The 15,988-nt window shown below is 66.7% G+C and carries 14 protein-coding genes and 1 rRNA gene; 12 read left to right on the plus strand and 3 right to left on the minus strand.

Annotation, left to right across the window (positions count from 1 at the left end):
• Positions 1 to 388 precede the first annotated feature (388 nt).
• Complete coding sequence (locus CFB45_RS32235) at positions 389 to 1,183, plus strand: AraC family transcriptional regulator (protein WP_089429017.1); 795 nt, start codon at positions 389 to 391, stop codon at positions 1,181 to 1,183.
• A 79-nt stretch (positions 1,184 to 1,262) separates the two neighbouring features.
• On the opposite strand, the gene CFB45_RS32240 is transcribed toward CFB45_RS32235, so the two are convergent.
• Entirely contained in the window at positions 1,263 to 1,526 is a 264-nt protein-coding gene (locus tag CFB45_RS32240; RefSeq protein ID WP_039367795.1) for a hypothetical protein, read from the minus strand.
• A 288-nt stretch (positions 1,527 to 1,814) separates the two neighbouring features.
• Positions 1,815 to 3,707, minus strand: a complete 1,893-nt coding sequence (locus tag CFB45_RS32245) for a bifunctional sugar phosphate isomerase/epimerase/4-hydroxyphenylpyruvate dioxygenase family protein (protein WP_089429018.1) — start codon at positions 3,705 to 3,707, stop codon at positions 1,815 to 1,817.
• A gap of 256 nt (positions 3,708 to 3,963) precedes the next feature.
• Here CFB45_RS32245 and aroQ point away from each other — a divergent pair, with 256 nt between their 5' ends.
• From aroQ to CFB45_RS32260, 3 genes are read left to right on the plus strand one after another with little or no spacing between them, the layout of a single operon-like run.
• Positions 3,964 to 4,419, plus strand: coding sequence for a type II 3-dehydroquinate dehydratase (gene aroQ, locus CFB45_RS32250; RefSeq protein ID WP_089429019.1), 456 nt, complete (start codon positions 3,964 to 3,966; stop codon positions 4,417 to 4,419).
• On the plus strand, positions 4,416 to 5,270 hold the full coding sequence (locus CFB45_RS32255; RefSeq protein WP_089429020.1) for a shikimate dehydrogenase: 855 nt from the start codon (positions 4,416 to 4,418) through the stop codon (positions 5,268 to 5,270). The genes aroQ and CFB45_RS32255 overlap by 4 nt, the downstream gene beginning before the upstream one ends.
• 32 nt (positions 5,271 to 5,302) lie before the next feature.
• Positions 5,303 to 6,646, plus strand: a complete 1,344-nt coding sequence (locus CFB45_RS32260; protein WP_089429021.1) for an MFS transporter — start codon at positions 5,303 to 5,305, stop codon at positions 6,644 to 6,646.
• A 76-nt stretch (positions 6,647 to 6,722) separates the two neighbouring features.
• Here CFB45_RS32260 and CFB45_RS32265 read toward each other — a convergent pair whose 3' ends face one another.
• Entirely contained in the window at positions 6,723 to 7,832 is a 1,110-nt protein-coding gene (locus CFB45_RS32265) for a 2-aminoethylphosphonate--pyruvate transaminase (RefSeq protein ID WP_089429022.1), read from the minus strand.
• 259 nt (positions 7,833 to 8,091) lie between these two features.
• On the opposite strand from CFB45_RS32265, the gene phnS reads away from it, so the two are divergent.
• From phnS to CFB45_RS32310, 8 genes are all read left to right on the plus strand, one after another.
• Positions 8,092 to 9,180 (plus strand): 2-aminoethylphosphonate ABC transporter substrate-binding protein, encoded by a 1,089-nt coding sequence (phnS, locus tag CFB45_RS32270; RefSeq protein ID WP_089429023.1) that lies wholly within the window; start codon positions 8,092 to 8,094, stop codon positions 9,178 to 9,180.
• Between the two features lie 34 nt (positions 9,181 to 9,214).
• Entirely contained in the window at positions 9,215 to 10,318 is a 1,104-nt protein-coding gene (gene phnT, locus CFB45_RS32275; protein ID WP_179255120.1) for a 2-aminoethylphosphonate ABC transport system ATP-binding subunit PhnT, read from the plus strand.
• The gene (locus CFB45_RS32280) at positions 10,296 to 11,216 is read left to right on the plus strand and encodes a 2-aminoethylphosphonate ABC transporter permease subunit (RefSeq protein WP_069252528.1); all 921 of its coding nucleotides are present in this window, start codon (positions 10,296 to 10,298) and stop codon (positions 11,214 to 11,216) included. The genes phnT and CFB45_RS32280 overlap by 23 nt, the downstream gene beginning before the upstream one ends.
• Positions 11,206 to 12,066 (plus strand): 2-aminoethylphosphonate ABC transport system, membrane component PhnV, encoded by an 861-nt coding sequence (phnV, locus tag CFB45_RS32285; protein ID WP_089429024.1) that lies wholly within the window; start codon positions 11,206 to 11,208, stop codon positions 12,064 to 12,066. Before CFB45_RS32280 ends, phnV begins: the two co-directional genes overlap by 11 nt.
• A complete protein-coding gene (gene phnA / locus CFB45_RS32290) occupies positions 12,063 to 13,370 on the plus strand; it encodes a phosphonoacetate hydrolase (RefSeq protein WP_089429025.1) in 1,308 nt (435 codons plus the stop codon). The genes phnV and phnA overlap by 4 nt, the downstream gene beginning before the upstream one ends.
• Entirely contained in the window at positions 13,367 to 14,821 is a 1,455-nt protein-coding gene (phnY, locus tag CFB45_RS32295) for a phosphonoacetaldehyde dehydrogenase (protein ID WP_089429026.1), read from the plus strand. Before phnA ends, phnY begins: the two co-directional genes overlap by 4 nt.
• A gap of 4 nt (positions 14,822 to 14,825) precedes the next feature.
• Positions 14,826 to 15,377 carry a phosphonate degradation HD-domain oxygenase gene (locus CFB45_RS32300; protein WP_089429027.1) on the plus strand — a complete coding sequence of 184 codons (552 nt, stop codon included), beginning with the start codon at positions 14,826 to 14,828 and terminating at the stop codon, positions 15,375 to 15,377.
• A 507-nt stretch (positions 15,378 to 15,884) separates the two neighbouring features.
• A 16S ribosomal RNA gene (locus CFB45_RS32310) occupies positions 15,885 to 15,988 on the plus strand; the annotation flags it as partial.

Here is a 15,988-nt window from a genome sequence, read left to right on the forward strand (position 1 = left end):
GACGATATCGGCATATCGTCGATAACCCTGATATATGCCGAAATCGTCACGCCGAATGCGCAAACGCGCCAAGACGCTGCACGTCCGCATTTCTATGCTGGCGAGTTCGGGCGTACGGTGCCGGTGTGCGAATGCGCCAGTCCGCGCGTGGCGTGCCGCCACCGACGCACGCGGGGTGGCTGCGTCGACACAAGCGGATTCGCGGCGGGCCGCCGCACGCTCGACGTAGTGGTTGCGCGCGCAACCTATGTCGCATGACGATGCCGGCCGATCGGCGGCACGTTGCGACGGCCGCCGCCAACTTGCCCGCCTTTGCGATCGGCGCGACGCGATCGAAGGGGCGCTTCTATAATCGACGCCATCTGCCACTCGCATTGCGGTTGCCGGGATGACGCCCTTGCTTGCCGTACCGCCCATGAGCCTGTCCGAACCGTTGCGCTACCAGCCCGACAACGCCGATTTCGGCGCGATGCTTGCGCACTTCCGCCTGCTCGAACCGGTGTTCGATGCACTGCCGGACGTCGCGTTCTTCGTGAAGGATGCGGGCGGCCGCTACGCGATCGTCAATCGCACGCTGGCGATGCGCTGCGGCTACAAGGACAAGCGCGACCTGCTCGGCAAGACGGCCGACGAAGTGTTTCCGCGCCGCTTCGGCCGCAGCTATTTCGAGCAGGACATGGCGACGATCAACGCCGGCCAGCAACTGGTGGACCAGCTCGAACTGCACCTGTATCCGGGCCGTCAGCCGGGCTGGTGCCTGACCTGCAAGGAGCCGCTGCGCGACGCCGCGGGCAGGGTGGTCGGCCTCGCGGGCATCTCGCGCGACCTGAAGGCGCACGAGGGATCGCACCCGGCGTACAGCCGGCTCGCCGACGTCGTGCAGCACATCCAGGATCACTACGTGCAGCCGCTGAACCTGAAGCAGCTCGCGCAGATGGCGGGAATGTCGGTCGCGCAGCTCGAACGCTACTTCCACAAGGTGTTCCACCTGACGCCGCGCCAGGTGCTGCTGAAGACGCGGCTCGACGCGGCCACCGCGCTGCTCGTCACGCACGACAAGGTGACCGACGTCGCGGCGCTATGCGGCTATACGGATCACAGCGCGTTCACGCGCCAGTTCAAGGCGACGGTCGGCGTCACGCCGACGGAATACCGGTTGATGCTGCAGGAGCGGGCAGGGTGACGCGACACGCCGACAGGGCCGGCGAGTCGCTGGGAATCGGGGTGATGCGGGAAAACGGGAAAGGGATGAAAACGGCGGCTCAGCGGTAGCCGAGCCCTTTCAGGACGGCGGTGCCGTCTTCGGTCAGCCGGAAGCTGGGTGCCGTTTCGGTGTCGAGCTTGACCATCTCGACGAGACCGGCTTCCTGCAGCGCAGGCAGTTCGGGTTTGGCATTGGCGCCGATCGGTGCGTGCAGCAGCACGAGCAGCGTCGCGATTTCATGATGACTGAGCAGGCGGCGCAGCATCGTCTTCTTTGCAGGGGGCGCGGCCGGGCGGCCCGCGGGTGCTTCTACGGCGCTCATCGCTTTCCTCCTTTTCGAGATAACCATCGGGTACTGGCTGCGGATGGTGCCGTCGAAGACTTAAGCGATTCTTAAAACCGCACGGGGCGACGGGATGCTGCGCTGCGGTATGGGTTACGGGATGTAACGCCATATGGGAAGCGGTTTCCGGCCCGATCGCGGCGAGCCGCGCGGGCGGGGGCGCGGCCGCGCGATTCACCACGATGGTGCGCGCAGGACGCGGCCCTTTGAAGCAGCCGCGGGCCGAGGATGTGATGCGCCCCTTGAATCCCTGTCGGCTTCCTTCCCTTATTTCCTGCGCTGCGCCTGTGCGGCGAGCCGCACGGCCGCATTCGTCGCGCCGTAGCCGTCGTATCCGCCGCGCCGCTCGACGATCTCGAGCGAGAAGCGGTTGTCGACCAATTCTGTATACGCGTGCAGGAATTCGCCGCCGTGCTCGTCGCGGTCGTACAGCAGGTGATGCGTGCTCAGCGTGTCGATCAGCTCGTCCGACAGCGCGTAGCGCGCGGCGAGATCGTCGTAGTAGTTCGGCGGAATGCGCAGGAACGGAATGCCGTCGGCCGCGAACGCGGCGACCGTCTTCACGATGTCGTCCGTGCGGAACGCAACGTGGTTCAGCCCCGTGCCGTGGTAGCGGTCGAGCGATTCGGCGACCGCCGTGTGCCGGTCGACCGACGCGTTCAGCGCGATCCGCACCGAGCCGTCGGCGCTGCGCACCGCGCGGCTGCGCATCAGCCCGTACGGGTCGGGCACGAGCCAGCTGCGCTCGGCCTCGAAGCCGAATGCCGTCTTGAAGAACAGGATCCACGTATCGAGCGCGTCGGCCGGCAGCGCAAGGCATACGTGGTCGATACCCGTGAGCGGGCCGACTTCGCTCGGGCCGTCGATGTCGGTCAGCACGAAATCCGATTCGTACAGCGTCGGCGCGTTCGGCGCTTCGTCGACGAAGTATTCGAGGCTGCCGTCCGGCGCCTGCACGCTCGGCAGCACGCGCTCGTTCGGCCCGACGCGGCCGGAGAACGGCGCATAGCCGAAGCCGGCCGCGCGTTCGAACGCCACTTTCGCGTCGTCGACACGGAATGCCGATGCGCACAGCGACAGCCCGTGCTGCTGGAAGAACGCATCGGCGAACGAGTCGCGCTCCGCGTTCAGCACGATCGACGCGGCGCCGTGCTGGAACAGCGTCACGTCCTTCGAGCGATGGCGGCCCGCGAGCCGGAAGCGCATCCGGCCGAGCCATTCGCCGACGGTCGCCGCCGCCTGCGCGTCGACCGCGAATTCGATGAACTGGAACCCGACGTGCGCGGGCGGCGCCGGCGGCGCGAACAGCGGTTGGCCGGCGGCCGGTGCGCGGCCGTCCTGCGCGAGCCGCTCGCGCGTCAGTTCTTCCAGATAAAGCAGCGAACGATGACCGTCGGCGGCGGTGATCGCGGTCGGCGCGGCGCGGAAGCCGTCGTTGAAGATCTCGAGCGACAGCGGCCCCGTATAGCCCGACTGGATCACGCGCGCGGTGAAGCGTGCGAGGTCGAAGTCGCCCTGGCCCGGGAACGAGCGGAAATGGCGGCTCCATTCGAGCACGTCCATCACGAGCTTCGGCGCATCGGCGATCTGCACGAACGCGATCCGGTCGCCGGGGATGTCCGCGATCGCGTCCGGCGAATCGTCGAGCGACAGCGTGTGGAAGCTGTCGAGCGCCAGGCCGAGGTGCGGGCTGTTCACGGCATTCACGAGTTTCCACGCATGGCCGTAGCGCTTCACGACGCGGCCCCACGCGAGCGCTTCGTACGCGGCGACCACGCCGGCCTGCCGCGCGGCTTCGGCGAGCGCGCCGAGCTGGTCGACGAGCAGCCCGTCATCCGCGATCGTGTCGGCCGACACGTTGCTGCACACCAGGATGCGGTCGGTGCCGAGCGCATGCATCACGTCGAACTTGCGCTTGATCCGGTCGAGGTTGCGGGCGAGCTGGGCCGCGCTTACCCCCTCGAAGTCGCGAAACGGCTGGAACAGCACGATGTCGAGGCCGAGATCGGCGGCCATGCGCCGGACGTCGGCCGGCGATCCATCGAAGTAGACGAGGTCGTTTTCGAAGATTTCGACGCCGTCGAAGCCTGCGGCCTGGACGGCGGCGAGTTTCTCGGCGAGCGTGCCGGACAGTGACACGGTGGCGATCGAGCGCTGCATGGGCGATTCCTGAGGATGAGCGGGCATGGCGTCGGCCGAACCGACCCTGAATGAACCAGTCATTGAGTTCCTGACGGGCGCCATATCCCGAATTTACTAGGCTGGTGATGCGTATTGTACAAACTAACTAGGTGGTACAAATTAGCGAAAACCCGAAAAGACAGCCCGCTTGCACGGGCGCACACTAGCGCCACATTCCGATGTCTTCGGGGCGGCGCCGATCGTGGTCCGCCCCTGTTTCAGGAGCAGAAACACGATGAGCAAGCACAAGGTGCTCGTGCTGAACGGCCCGAACCTGAATTTGTTGGGCACACGCGAGCCCCATATCTACGGCGCGGAAACGCTCGCCGATGTCGAGCAGCGCTGCCGTACGGCGGGCGAGGCGCTCGGGCTGGAAATCGACTTCCGCCAGTCGAACGCCGAGCACCAGCTGATCGACTGGCTGCATGCCGCGCGTCATGACACGCACGGCATCGTGATCAACCCGGCCGCCTATACGCATACGTCGGTGGCGCTGGCCGATGCGCTTTCCGCGATCGCGAAGCCGGTGATCGAAGTGCATATCTCGAACGTGCATCGCCGCGAGGCGTTCCGGCACCATTCCTATGTGTCGGCGCTCGCCGAAGCCGTGATCTGCGGCTGCGGCACCGAGGGCTACGTGTTCGCGCTGCAGCGTCTGGCGACGCTGTTCGCGCAGGGAGCCGCGCGATGAGCCGCCCGTCGTTTCTGATCGGCCTGATCGGCCAGGGCATCGGCGGCTCGCTGTCGCCCGCGATGCACGAGGAAGAAGGCTTCCGCCAGGGGTTCGGCTATGTCTACCGGCGCATCGATCTCGACGTGCTGGGCGTGACCGTCGACGCGCTGCCGCAACTGCTCGACGCCGCGCAGCGGATGGGCTTCAACGGGCTGAACATCACGCATCCGTGCAAGCAGCGCGTAATCGAGCACCTCGATGAATTGTCGGACGATGCGCGCGCGCTCGGCGCGGTGAACACCGTGCTGTTCAAGGACGGCAAGCGGATCGGCCACAACACCGACTGGTCGGGTTTCGCGAAATCGTTCCGCCGCGGGTTGCCCGGCGCGTCGCTCGAACGCGTCGTCCAGCTCGGCGCGGGCGGCGCGGGCGCGGCCGTGGCGCACGCAGCGCTGCAGATGGGCGCGGCCGAACTGACGATTTTCGATGTCGACGGCACGCGCGCCGCCGCGCTCGCCGCCGAGCTGCAGCAGCGCTTCCCGGCGGCCCGCGTCGTGCAGGGCGACGATCTCGCGGCCTCGATGCGCGCCGCGACGGGCCTGATCCACTGCACGCCCACCGGCATGGCCAAGCATCCGGGCCTGCCGCTGCCGGCCGAACTGCTCCACGCGGGCATGTGGGTGGCCGACATCGTGTACTTCCCGCTCGAAACCGAACTGATCCACGCGGCGCGCGCGGCCGGTTGCGCCACGTTGCCGGGCGGCGGGATGGCCGTCTACCAGGCGGTCGACGCGTTCGAGATCTTCACCGGACGCACGCCCGACGCCGAGCGGATGTTCGAACACTTTCAGTCGCTCGTCGCGCGCTGACCCCTTCCATAAAGAGAGACCAGGAGACGACCATGCAGCACACCACCCACACGAGCGCCGCGCCGGCGCAGGCGTCCGGCACCGTCCGGCGCACTTCGGCGCGCTACAAGATTCTCGCGCTGCTCGCGATCGGCACGATGATCAACTATCTCGACCGCACCGTGCTGGGGGTGGCTGCGCCTCAGCTCACCAAGGAGCTCGGCATCAACGCGGCCGTGATGGGCATCATGTTTTCCGCATTTTCGTGGACGTATGTCGCGATGCAGGTTCCCGGCGGCCTGTTCCTCGACCGCTTCGGCAGCAAGATCACCTATTACTGGTCGATGACGCTGTGGTCGTTGTGCACGTTCCTGCAAGGCTTCGTGCCGGGCGTCGCGACGCTGCTCGCGTGCCGGCTCGGCCTCGGGGTGACGGAAGCGCCGTGCTTCCCGACCAACAGCCGCGTCGTCGCGACGTGGTTCCCGCAGAACGAGCGTGCGATGGCGACGGGGACCTACACCGTCGGCGAGTACATCGGCCTCGCGTTCTTCAGCCCGGTGCTGTTCGCGCTGATGGGGGCGTTCGGCTGGCGCTCGCTGTTCTGGGTCGTCGGCGCGGTGGGTATCGTGTTCGGCCTGGTCTGGTGGAAGTTCTATCACGAGCCGCGCAACCATCCGGGTGCGAATTCGGAGGAGCTGGCCTATATCGAGGCGGGCGGCGGTCTCGTACACGGTGCGCGCAAGAGCGGCGACAAGGGCGACAAGCCGGCGCAGGCCAAGTTCAGCTGGTCGATGGTCGGCAAACTGGTGAAGAAGCGCCAGCTCGCGGGCATCTGCCTCGGCCAGTTCGCCGGCAACTCGACGCTCGTGTTCTTCCTGACCTGGTTCCCGACCTACCTCGCCACCGAACGCCACATGGGCTGGCTGAAGATCGGCTTCTTCGCGGTGATGCCGTTCATCGCCGCGTCGGTCGGCGTGATGTTCGGCGGGATCTTCTCCGACTGGCTGCTGCGTCGCGGCAAGTCCGCGAACCTCGCGCGCAAGCTGCCGATCATCGCGGGCCTGCTGCTCGCATCGACGATCATTCTCGCGAACTACGTGCAGAGCAACGAAGCCGTGATCGCGATCATGTCGGTCGCATTCTTCGCGCAGGGGATGGCTGCACTCGGCTGGACGCTCGTGTCGGACATCGCGCCGGACGGCCTGCTCGGCGTCACGGGCGGCATCTTCAACTTCGCGGCGAACCTGGCGGGCATCGTCACGCCGCTCGTGGTCGGCTTCATCGTCGCGTCGACCGGCTCGTTCGTCGGCGCGCTCGTGTTCATCGGCGTGATCGCGCTGGTCGGTGCGGCGTCGTACATCTTCGTGGTCGGCGACATCAAGCGGATCGAGCTGTAAGCACCGGCTCCACGCAGATCCTGTGCGTTAGCCCGGCAGCCGCAAGGCCGCCGGGCTTTTTTGCGTGGTACGGCGCTTATGCGCGCTGCACTGCGATGCCGAGCGATTCGACCGCCTGCGCAATGGCCGCGACCGCGCGGCGGATATCGTTCGAGTCGATCGCGCCGATGCAGCCGACACGGAACGTCTCGAGCTGCGTGAGCTTGCCCGGATACAGGATGAAGCCCGCGTCGCGCACCGCGTCGTAGAAGCGGCGGAAATCGTAGGCCGGGTGGTCGGGCGCGTGGAACGTGACGATCACCGGCGCCTGCACGCTCGGATCGAGGAACGGCGTGAAGCCGAGCGCGTGCATCGACTCGACCAGCGTCCGGCAGTTGTCCACATAGCGCGCGCCGCGCGCCGGCTGGCCGCCTTCGGCGAGATACTGGTCGAGCGCGGCGCGCAGCGCGGCGATCACATGCGTCGGCGGCGTGAAGCGCCACTGGCCCGTCTTGCGCAGGTACGCATATTGATCGTGCAGATCGAGCGCGAGCGACGGCGAGTTGCCTTCGCTCGCGTCGAGCGCGTCGCGTCGCACGATCGCGAACCCCATCCCCGGCACGCCTTCCAGGCATTTGCCGCTCGCCGAGATCAGCGCATCGATGCCGCTGCCGGCCAGCGTGATCGGCAGCGCGCCGAACGAGCTCATTGCGTCGACGATCAGCCTCTTGCCGTGGCGCCGGCACACGGCGGCGATGTCGTCGAGCGGGTTCAGGATGCCGGCGCTCGTCTCCAGATGCACCTGCGCGACGTGCGTGATGCGCGGCTCGCGTGCGAACGCGGCTTCGAGCGCGGCCGGATCGACGGCTGCGTCCTCGCCGAACGGCAAGGCGATTGCTTCGATACCGAGCCGGCCGAGGATCTTCAGGATGCGCGCGCAGTACGCGCCGTTGTCGGGCACCAGCACGACGCCGTCACGCGGCACCAGCGTGCCGAGCGCGGCTTCGACCGAGAACGTGCCGCTGCCCTGCATCGGCACGCACACGTATTCATCGCCGCCGTGCGCGATCGTGACGAGATCCGCGCAGACGCTGGCCGTCAGTTGATTGAACGCGGCATCCCACGAGCCCCAGTCGTGTTGCATTGCGTGGCGGGTTGTGGCGGACGTGGTGAGCGGGCCAGGCGTAAGAAGAATCGGATCGGACATGGTTTTCCCTTGCAAAGATCGGAAGAAACGCCGAGCGGCATTTCTGAATGACTTGCATGATATTGGCAAAATGTGTCATTTTTTGGAAATTGCCGCATTCGTCACGGGTTTGTCATCGAACGCTGTGATCCTTCGCTTGCCGCGCGAAACCTAACCTCGGCGCGGTAGCGAGGCGGGCCGTCGCTCGGCCTTGCCCGGAGATAACAGGAGAGCCGGATCGTGCCCCGGCCATTTGGTGTTCCGCCTACGGAGAAGTCAGATGACACTGCAGAAACCCTCGCGCGCCGCTGCCGGCGCGTTCCGCAAGCTTGCGCTGGCCGCCAGCGTCGCCGGCCTGATGGGCGCCGCGCTGCCCGCACATGCGGCGAACGCGGTCGTGCTGTATACGGCAGACGGCCTCGAGAACCTCTATCGCGATGTGCTGCCGGCTTTCGAGAAGAAGGAAGGCGTCAAGGTCAACATCGTGACGGCGGGCAGCGGTGAAGTCGTCAACCGCGCGAACATCGAGAAGAACTCCCCGAAGGCCGACGTGATCGTCACGCTGCCGCCGTTCATTCAGCAAGCTGGCCAGATGGGCCTGCTGCAGCCGTACCAGAGCGTGAACTACAAGAACGTGCCGGCCATCGCGAAGGCTGAAGACGGCACGTGGGCAACGTTCGTGAACAACTACTTCTCGTTCGCGATCAACCCGGACGTCGTGAAGAGCCAGCCGAAGACGTTCGCCGACCTGCTCGCGCCGGCCTACGCCGGCAAGGTCGCGTACTCGAACCCGGCCACCGCCGGCGACGGGATGGCCGTGCTGATCCTGACGACGTCGCTGATGGGCGAGGACAAGGCGTTCGACTACCTCGCGAAGCTGTCACAGAGCGTGAAGTTCCACACGAAGGGCACGGGCTACCTGAACGTGCTGCTGTCGCGTAACGAAATCAGCGTCGCGAACGGCGACCTGCAGATGGACCTCGACGATGCCGAACACGGCGCGCTGTCCGTCAAGCCGATCTTCCTGGCCGCGAAGGAAGGCGACCAGCCGACCACGTTCCAGCTCCCGTACGGCATCGGCCTGATCAAGAGCGGCCCGAACCAGGACGCCGGCAAGAAGCTGATCGACTACCTGATGTCGACGGACGTGCAGTCGAAGGTGCCTGACATGTACGGCATCCCGGGCCGCACGGACGTGCCGCTGGCCGGCAAGAACGGCGAAGCGGTCAAGAAGGCGATCGCGGGCGTGAAGCTGATCCCGGTCGACTGGACCCAGGTGATGGCGAAGAAGCCAGTGTGGATCGAGCGCTGGAAGAAGGACGTGATCGGCAGCTCGGGCAAGCAGCTCGACGTCGTCAAGCCGAAGTGATCGGCGCACGCCGCCTGTATTTGTGAGCAAGAGGATGAACCCGGTGGAAACCGCCCTGACCCATCCCGGCGCATTCGGCGCCGCCGAACCGCAGGCTACGCTGCGGTCCGGCGCGCCGGGCGGCGTGCAGATCGAACACGTGAGCGTGCGCTACGGCGCACGCACGGTGCTGGAAGATCTGTCACTGTCGATCGGTGCCGGTGAATTTCTGACCGTGCTCGGCAAGAGCGGCTGCGGCAAGACCACGCTGCTGCGCTTCATTGCCGGGTTCGTGAAGGCCGACGGCCTGACCGGCACGCTGACCGTTGCCGGACGCGACCTGACCTATGCGCCGCCGCACAAGCGCAATCTTGGTCTGCTGTTCCAGAATTACGCGCTGTTCCCGCACCTGACGGTGTTCGAGAACGTCGCATTCGGGCTGCGCGCACGCGGCATGGCGTCGTCGGAAGTGACGCGCCGCGTCGCCGATGCGCTGAAGCTCGTGCAGCTCGGCGATGCGGGCCATCACCTGCCCGCGCAACTGTCGGGCGGGATGCAGCAGCGCGTCGCGCTGGCGCGTGCGCTCGTGATCGAGCCGGACGTGCTGCTGCTCGACGAGCCGCTGTCGGCGCTCGACGCCAACCTGCGCGCCTCGGTGCGCAGCGAACTGAAGGCGCTGCACGAGCGCCTGCCGAACCTGACCGTCGTCTGCGTCACGCATGACCGCGACGATGCACTCGTGCTGTCCGATCGCGCGCTGCTGATGCGCGACGGCCACATCGCGCAACTCGGCACGCCGCAGCAGCTGTACGACGCGCCGCAGGACGGCTACGTCGCACGCTATCTCGGCCCGGCGAACCTGCTGCCGCCGCACGTGATCTTCCCGCTCGGCGATCCGCGCCACGAAGTGCGCGGCAAGGTGGCCTGCGTGCGCCCCGAGCGCCTGACCCTGATGCCGCCCGCCGCAGGCGGGCTGCACGGCACGGTGTCGTCGGTCGAATGGCAAGGCGCGGACCTGTCGATCGCGGTCACGATCGATGCGGCCCCCGACGAGCCGGTGCGCGTCACGATGCAACGCGGCCGCGGTGCGGCTCCCGAGCGCGGTGCGCGCGTTTCCCTGCATTGCGAGGCAGACGATGTCGTCCTTATCGAGCCCTGAAGCCGGCCTGCCGCCGCACGTGCTCGCGTCGGCCGCTGCGCACGCTGCCGCCGCGCGGCGCCGCAAGCGCATGGGCGACCTGCACCTGGCCGCGCTCGCGATCGTCCTGCTCGGACCGCTCGTCGTCTATCCGCTGGTGCGGCTCGTGCTGCTGAGCGTGTCGGGCGACCACGGGCTGAGTTTCGCCGCGTACCGCACGTTCTTCGGCAACCCCGATACGCGCAGCGTGCTGCTGACCACACTCGGCGTGCTGTTCGCGAGCGCCGGCACCGCGTCGGTGCTCGGCGTGCTGCTGGCCGCGCTGCTGTTCTTCAAGCCGTTTCCGGGCGCGTCGCTCGTCACGCGTTTCCTGGAACTGTACGTCGCGTTCCCGTCGTTCCTCGTCGCGTTCACGCTGATCTTCCTGTACGGCTCGCAAGGCTCGATCAGCATTGCGCTGCAGCACCTGTTCCATCTCGAGAATCCGCCGCTCGATTTCCTGTTCGGCATCGGCGGCGTGATTCTCGCGCAGACCGTGTTCTATACGCCGTTCGTCGTGCGCCCGACGCTCGCGTCGTTCGCGACGCTCGACCTGAGGCTGATCGAAGCCGCGCGCAGCCTCGGCGCGTCCGGCTGGATGCTGGCACGTCGCGTCGTGCTGCCGATCGCATGGCCGGGCATCGCCGCCGGCACCGTGCTGTGTTTCCTGCTGACGCTGAACGAATTCGGGATTCTGCTCGTGCTCGGCAGCGCGCGGCTCGTGACGCTGCCGGTTGCGATCTACAGCAGCGCGACGGTCGACCTGGACCTGCCGACCGCGTCGGCAGGCGCGGTCGTGATGCTCGCGCTGTCGCTGGCGCTGTATGCGGTTTATCGCCGGGTGAACCGGCGTGCGACGGGAGGGAACGATGTCCGCTGAATTCCGTATCGGGCAAGCCGTGCCGCGCCACCAGATCGGCTGGGGCGACACGGTGCTCAAGCATGCGTCGCGCGCGGCGCTCGCGCTGGCCGCGTTCGCGTGCTTCTGGCTGTTCGTGTTGCCGGTCATCGTCGTCGCGCTGTCGAGCGTGTCGACGCAGTGGTCGGGCACGATTCTGCCGGCCGGCTACAGCCTGCGCTGGTTCGAGCGGCTCGGGTCGCCGGAATACGATGCGCTGCTGACGAGCCTGGAAATCGGCTTCGGCGTGTCGGCGGTCGGCACGATTCTCGGGCTGTGGCTCGCGCTGGCGCTCGAGGGACGTGACCGGCGCGGCCTTGGCGCGGTGGTCGACGCGCTCGTGATGGTGCCGAACGGTGTGCCTAGCGTTGTACTGGGGCTCGCGGTGCTGATCGCGTATCACCAGAAGCCGGTCGACCTGTCGAGCTCGGCGGCGATCGTCGTGCTCGTGCAACTCGCGCTGATCTTGCCGTTCTGCTATCGCTGCGCGGCCGCCGCGCTGCGTCCGGAACTGACCGTGCTGCGCGAAGCGGCGGCAAGCCTCGGTGCCCCGCCCGCGATGGTGCTGCACCGCGTGCTGCTGCCGCAGCTCGTGCCGGCGCTGCGCGCGAGCCTCGCGCTCGGTTTCGCGCTGTCGCTCGGTGAGCTCGGCGCGACGCTGACGGTTTATCCGCCCGGCTTCGCCACCGTGCCGATCGTCGTGATCGGCCAGGTGGAGCGCGGGTATTACCTTCCGGCATCGGCACTGTCGCTGCTGATGCTCGGCGCGTCGCTCGCGGCGCTGCTACTGATCGCTGCGCGCGTGCCGCGCGGCAAGCGGGTGGCATCATGAACGCCGCGTTCGCCTTGCGCCAGCCTGGTGAAGCGTCGGCTGCCGGCGCATCGACGGGGCTCGCGGGGCGTTCCGTCGACGTCAACGGCCGGCACTACCGGCTGCCGGTCGAGCCGACCGTCGTCGTCTGCGTCGACGGCTGCGAGTACGACTATCTCGAACGGGCGGTGGCAGCGGGCGTCGCGCCGTTCATCGGCCGGATGATCGCGGAAGGCACGGCCTGGCGCGCCGACTGCGTCGTGCCGACCTTCACCAACCCGAACAACCTGTCGATCGTCTGCGGCGTGCCGCCGGCGGTCCACGGTATCTGCGGCAACTATTTCTGGGATCCGACCGCCGACGGCGGACGCGGCGCCGAAGTCATGATGAACGACCCGGCCTACCTGCGGGCCGGCACGCTGCTCGCGGCGGCATCCGACGCCGGTGCGCGGGTCGCCGTCGTGACGGCGAAGGACAAGCTGCGCCGGCTGCTCGGCTGGCAGCTGAACGGCATCTGCTTTTCGGCCGAGAAGGCGGCGCAGGCGAATCTCGCGGAAAACGGGATCGTCGACGTGCTCGACTGGGTCGGCCTGCCGTCGCCGGACGTCTACAGCGCGGCGTTGTCCGAATTCGTGTTCGCGGCCGGCGTGCGGCTTGCGCAGACGCGCCAGGTCGACCTGATGTACCTGTCGACCACCGATTACGTACAGCACAAGTGCGAGCCGGGGAGTGCCGGCGCGAACGCGTTCTACGCGATGATGGATGGCTACCTTGCGCAGCTCGACGCGCTCGGCTGGGCGATCGGCCTCACGGCCGACCACGGGATGAACGCGAAGCACGATCCCGCGACGGGCCGGCCGAACGTCATCTATCTGCAGGACGCATTCGACGGCTGGTACGGCGCGCGGGCCGCGCGCGTGATCCTGCCGATCACGGATCCGTACGTCGTGCACCACGGCGCGCTTGGCTCGTTTGCGACCGTCTATCTGGCGCCTGGCGTGGACCGCGCCGAGGCGATGTGGCGCGTCGGCGGCCTCGACGGCGTCGAGCTCGTGCTCGACAACGCGGAAGCCGCCGCCCGTTTCGAGCTGCCGGCCGACCGGATCGGCGATCTCGTCGTAATCGGCCGCCGTGACATGACGCTCGGCACGCGCGAGCGCGAACACGATCTGTCGGGCCTCACGGTGCCGCTGCGTTCGCATGGCGGCGTGTCGGAGCAGGAAGTGCCGCTGCTGTTCAATCGCCGTATCGAGCCGGCCGATCCCGCGCGTCGCCCGCGCAACTTCGACGTGTTCGATTTCGTGCTGAACCGGGTCGCGACATGATGGCTCATCCCCGACACGATCACCCGGCGTTTCGTGCAGAGGCGCTGCGCTGGTGCGGCACGCGCGCGACGCGGGAACGCACGCTCGACGTCATGGACCCTTACACGGGCACGCGCGTCGGGACGGTGCCGCTGGCGAGCGTCGACGATGTGCGCGCGGCATTCGACTATGCGATGGCGTACCGGCCGAAGCTCACGCGGTACGAGCGTTCACAGATCCTCGAGCGTGCGGCCGCGCTGCTGCGCGAGCGCACCGAGGAAGCGTCCGACCTGATCACGCTCGAATCGGGGTTGTCGAAACAGGACTCGCGCTACGAGATCGGCCGCGTGGCCGACGTGTTGAAGTTTGCAGCGGTCGAGGCGCTGCGCGACGACGCGCAGAGTTTCTCGTGCGACCTGACGCCCCACGGCAAGGCGCGCCGCGTGTTTTCGCAGCGCCAGCCGCTCGACGGTGTGATCGTCGCGATCACGCCGTTCAATCATCCGATGAACCAGGTGGCGCACAAGATCGCGCCGGCGATCGCGACCAACAACCGCGTGATCGTGAAGCCGTCGGAGAAGGTGCCGCTGTCGGCGTTCTACCTGGCCGACCTGCTGTATGAAGCCGGGCTGCCGGAGCCGATGCTGCAGGTGCTGACCGGCGATCCGCGCGAGATCGCGGACGAACTCGTTACGCATCCGCATGCGTCGCTGATTACGTTTACGGGCGGCGTGGCGATCGGCAAGGCGATTGCCGCGCGGGCCGGCTACCGCCGCATCGTGCTGGAACTGGGCGGCAACGATCCGCTGATCGTGCTCGACGATGCCGATCTCGACCGCGCGACGTCGCTGGCGGTGCTCGGCTCGTACCGGAATTCGGGCCAGCGCTGCACGGCCGTCAAGCGGATGCTGGTGCAGCGTTCGATCGCGCCGGCGTTTACCGAATTGCTCGTCGAGAAGACGCGTGCATGGAAGTACGGCGATCCGTTCGATCCCGCGAACGAAATGGGCACGGTGATCGACGAGGAAGCGGCGCGGCTGTTCGAGGCGCGAGTGGAAGAGGCGGTCGCGCAGGGCGCGCGCTTGTTGACCGGCAATGTGCGGCGCGGCGCGCTGTATGCGCCGACCGTGCTCGACAACGTCGATCCGTCGATGACGCTCGTGCGCGAGGAGACCTTCGGGCCGGTCTCGCCGGTGATCACGTTCGACACGATCGACGACGCGATCCGGATCAGCAACGGGACGGCGTTCGGGCTGTCGTCGGGCGTCTGTACCGACAGCACGGCGGCGGTCGTGCGGTTCGTGAACGAGCTGAACGTCGGCACGGTGAATGTATGGGAAGTGCCCGGCTACCGGATCGAGCTGTCACCGTTCGGCGGGATCAAGGATTCGGGGCTCGGTTACAAGGAAGGCGTTCAGGAGGCGATGAAGAGCTTCACGAACCTGAAGACGTTTTCGCTGCCTTGGGAGTGAATGAATGGCATTGACGGTGGAAGAGATCCACGGGCTGTATCGCGAGCATGGCCATGTGGCCTATAGCGGCGAGCCGGTCACGCAGCTCGAGCATGCATTGCAGAGCGGATTGCTGGCCGAAGAGGCGGGGGCTGACGAAGCGCTGGTCGCGGCGGCGTTCCTGCATGACCTCGGGCATCTGCTGAATCGCCAGGGCGAGACGCCGAGCGCGCGCGGGATCGACGATCTGCATCAGTATTACGTGCTGCCGTTCCTGCGGCCGCTGTTCTCCGACGCGGTGCTGGAGCCGATCCGGCTGCACGTCGACGCGAAGCGCTGCCTGTGCCGCACGGACGCCGGCTACTTCGAGAGCCTGTCGCCTGACTCGGTGCGCAGCCTCGCGCTGCAGGGCGGCATCTTCAATGAAGAGGAGGCGGCGGCGTTCCTGCAGCGCCCGTTCGCGCAGGACGCGCTGCGTCTGCGCCGCTGGGACGATACGGCGAAGGAGGAAGGCAAGGCGACGCCGGATCTCGATCACTATATGGAGATCGTCGCGCGCCAGGTGCGCGCGGCCTGACGGTTGGGCTGCTTCCATATAAGGCCCCGCACGCGGCAGCGTGCGGGGCCTTATATTTTTTGAGAAACCCCTTGCGCAGATCGAAGAGGCTGCCTACAATCACGCCTCTTTCGCGCTAACGGAAACGCAGCGCGGGAGAAGGGAAGCAAGGTGGGCGGTGTGCTGAAGTCTGGAGCGCGCAGCTGGCCTGGAAGTTGAACCCCGCAGTCGCAACGATGTAGTGTAAAAAGTTGTTGACGAACTGCGAAACACGGTTCATAATCTCGCTTCTCTGCTGCTGAAAACGCAGCGCTGCTGGGAAACACGAAGTTCCTCGCAGAATGCTCTTTAAAAATTAACAGCCGATAAGTGTGGGCGCTTGATGAAAGCGGGCTGATCCTCGGATCAGATAGCGAAAGTATCAAGAGTCTCACACTAAAGTAAGTCAGGTTTATGAAGCAATTCATATTCCTGTCAGCTTTGAGTGAGCGACCGGTTCTTAACCGAACCGAAAACAGTAACAGGTTTAAACTGAAGAGTTTGATCCTGGCTCAGATTGAACGCTGGCGGCATGCCTTACACATGCAAGTCGAACGGCAGCACGGGTGCTTGCACCTGGTGGCGAGTGGCGA

Source organism: Burkholderia sp. HI2500 (genome assembly GCF_002223055.1).
In the GTDB taxonomy this organism is placed as follows: domain Bacteria; phylum Pseudomonadota; class Gammaproteobacteria; order Burkholderiales; family Burkholderiaceae; genus Burkholderia.

Bases quoted from the DNA above. Each gene is read 5' to 3' on its own strand.
- CFB45_RS32235 (WP_089429017.1), top strand. From the start codon at position 389: ATGACGCCCTTGCTTGCCGTACCGCCCATGAGCCTGTCCGAACCGTTG.
- CFB45_RS32240 (WP_039367795.1), bottom strand. From the start codon at position 1,526: ATGAGCGCCGTAGAAGCACCCGCGGGCCGCCCGGCCGCGCCCCCTGCA.
- CFB45_RS32245 (WP_089429018.1), bottom strand. From the start codon at position 3,707: ATGCAGCGCTCGATCGCCACCGTGTCACTGTCCGGCACGCTCGCCGAG.
- aroQ (WP_089429019.1), top strand. From the start codon at position 3,964: ATGAGCAAGCACAAGGTGCTCGTGCTGAACGGCCCGAACCTGAATTTG.
- CFB45_RS32255 (WP_089429020.1), top strand. From the start codon at position 4,416: ATGAGCCGCCCGTCGTTTCTGATCGGCCTGATCGGCCAGGGCATCGGC.
- CFB45_RS32260 (WP_089429021.1), top strand. From the start codon at position 5,303: ATGCAGCACACCACCCACACGAGCGCCGCGCCGGCGCAGGCGTCCGGC.
- CFB45_RS32265 (WP_089429022.1), bottom strand. From the start codon at position 7,832: ATGTCCGATCCGATTCTTCTTACGCCTGGCCCGCTCACCACGTCCGCC.
- phnS (WP_089429023.1), top strand. From the start codon at position 8,092: ATGACACTGCAGAAACCCTCGCGCGCCGCTGCCGGCGCGTTCCGCAAG.
- phnT (WP_179255120.1), top strand. From the start codon at position 9,215: ATGAACCCGGTGGAAACCGCCCTGACCCATCCCGGCGCATTCGGCGCC.
- CFB45_RS32280 (WP_069252528.1), top strand. From the start codon at position 10,296: ATGTCGTCCTTATCGAGCCCTGAAGCCGGCCTGCCGCCGCACGTGCTC.
- phnV (WP_089429024.1), top strand. From the start codon at position 11,206: ATGTCCGCTGAATTCCGTATCGGGCAAGCCGTGCCGCGCCACCAGATC.
- phnA (WP_089429025.1), top strand. From the start codon at position 12,063: ATGAACGCCGCGTTCGCCTTGCGCCAGCCTGGTGAAGCGTCGGCTGCC.
- phnY (WP_089429026.1), top strand. From the start codon at position 13,367: ATGATGGCTCATCCCCGACACGATCACCCGGCGTTTCGTGCAGAGGCG.
- CFB45_RS32300 (WP_089429027.1), top strand. From the start codon at position 14,826: ATGGCATTGACGGTGGAAGAGATCCACGGGCTGTATCGCGAGCATGGC.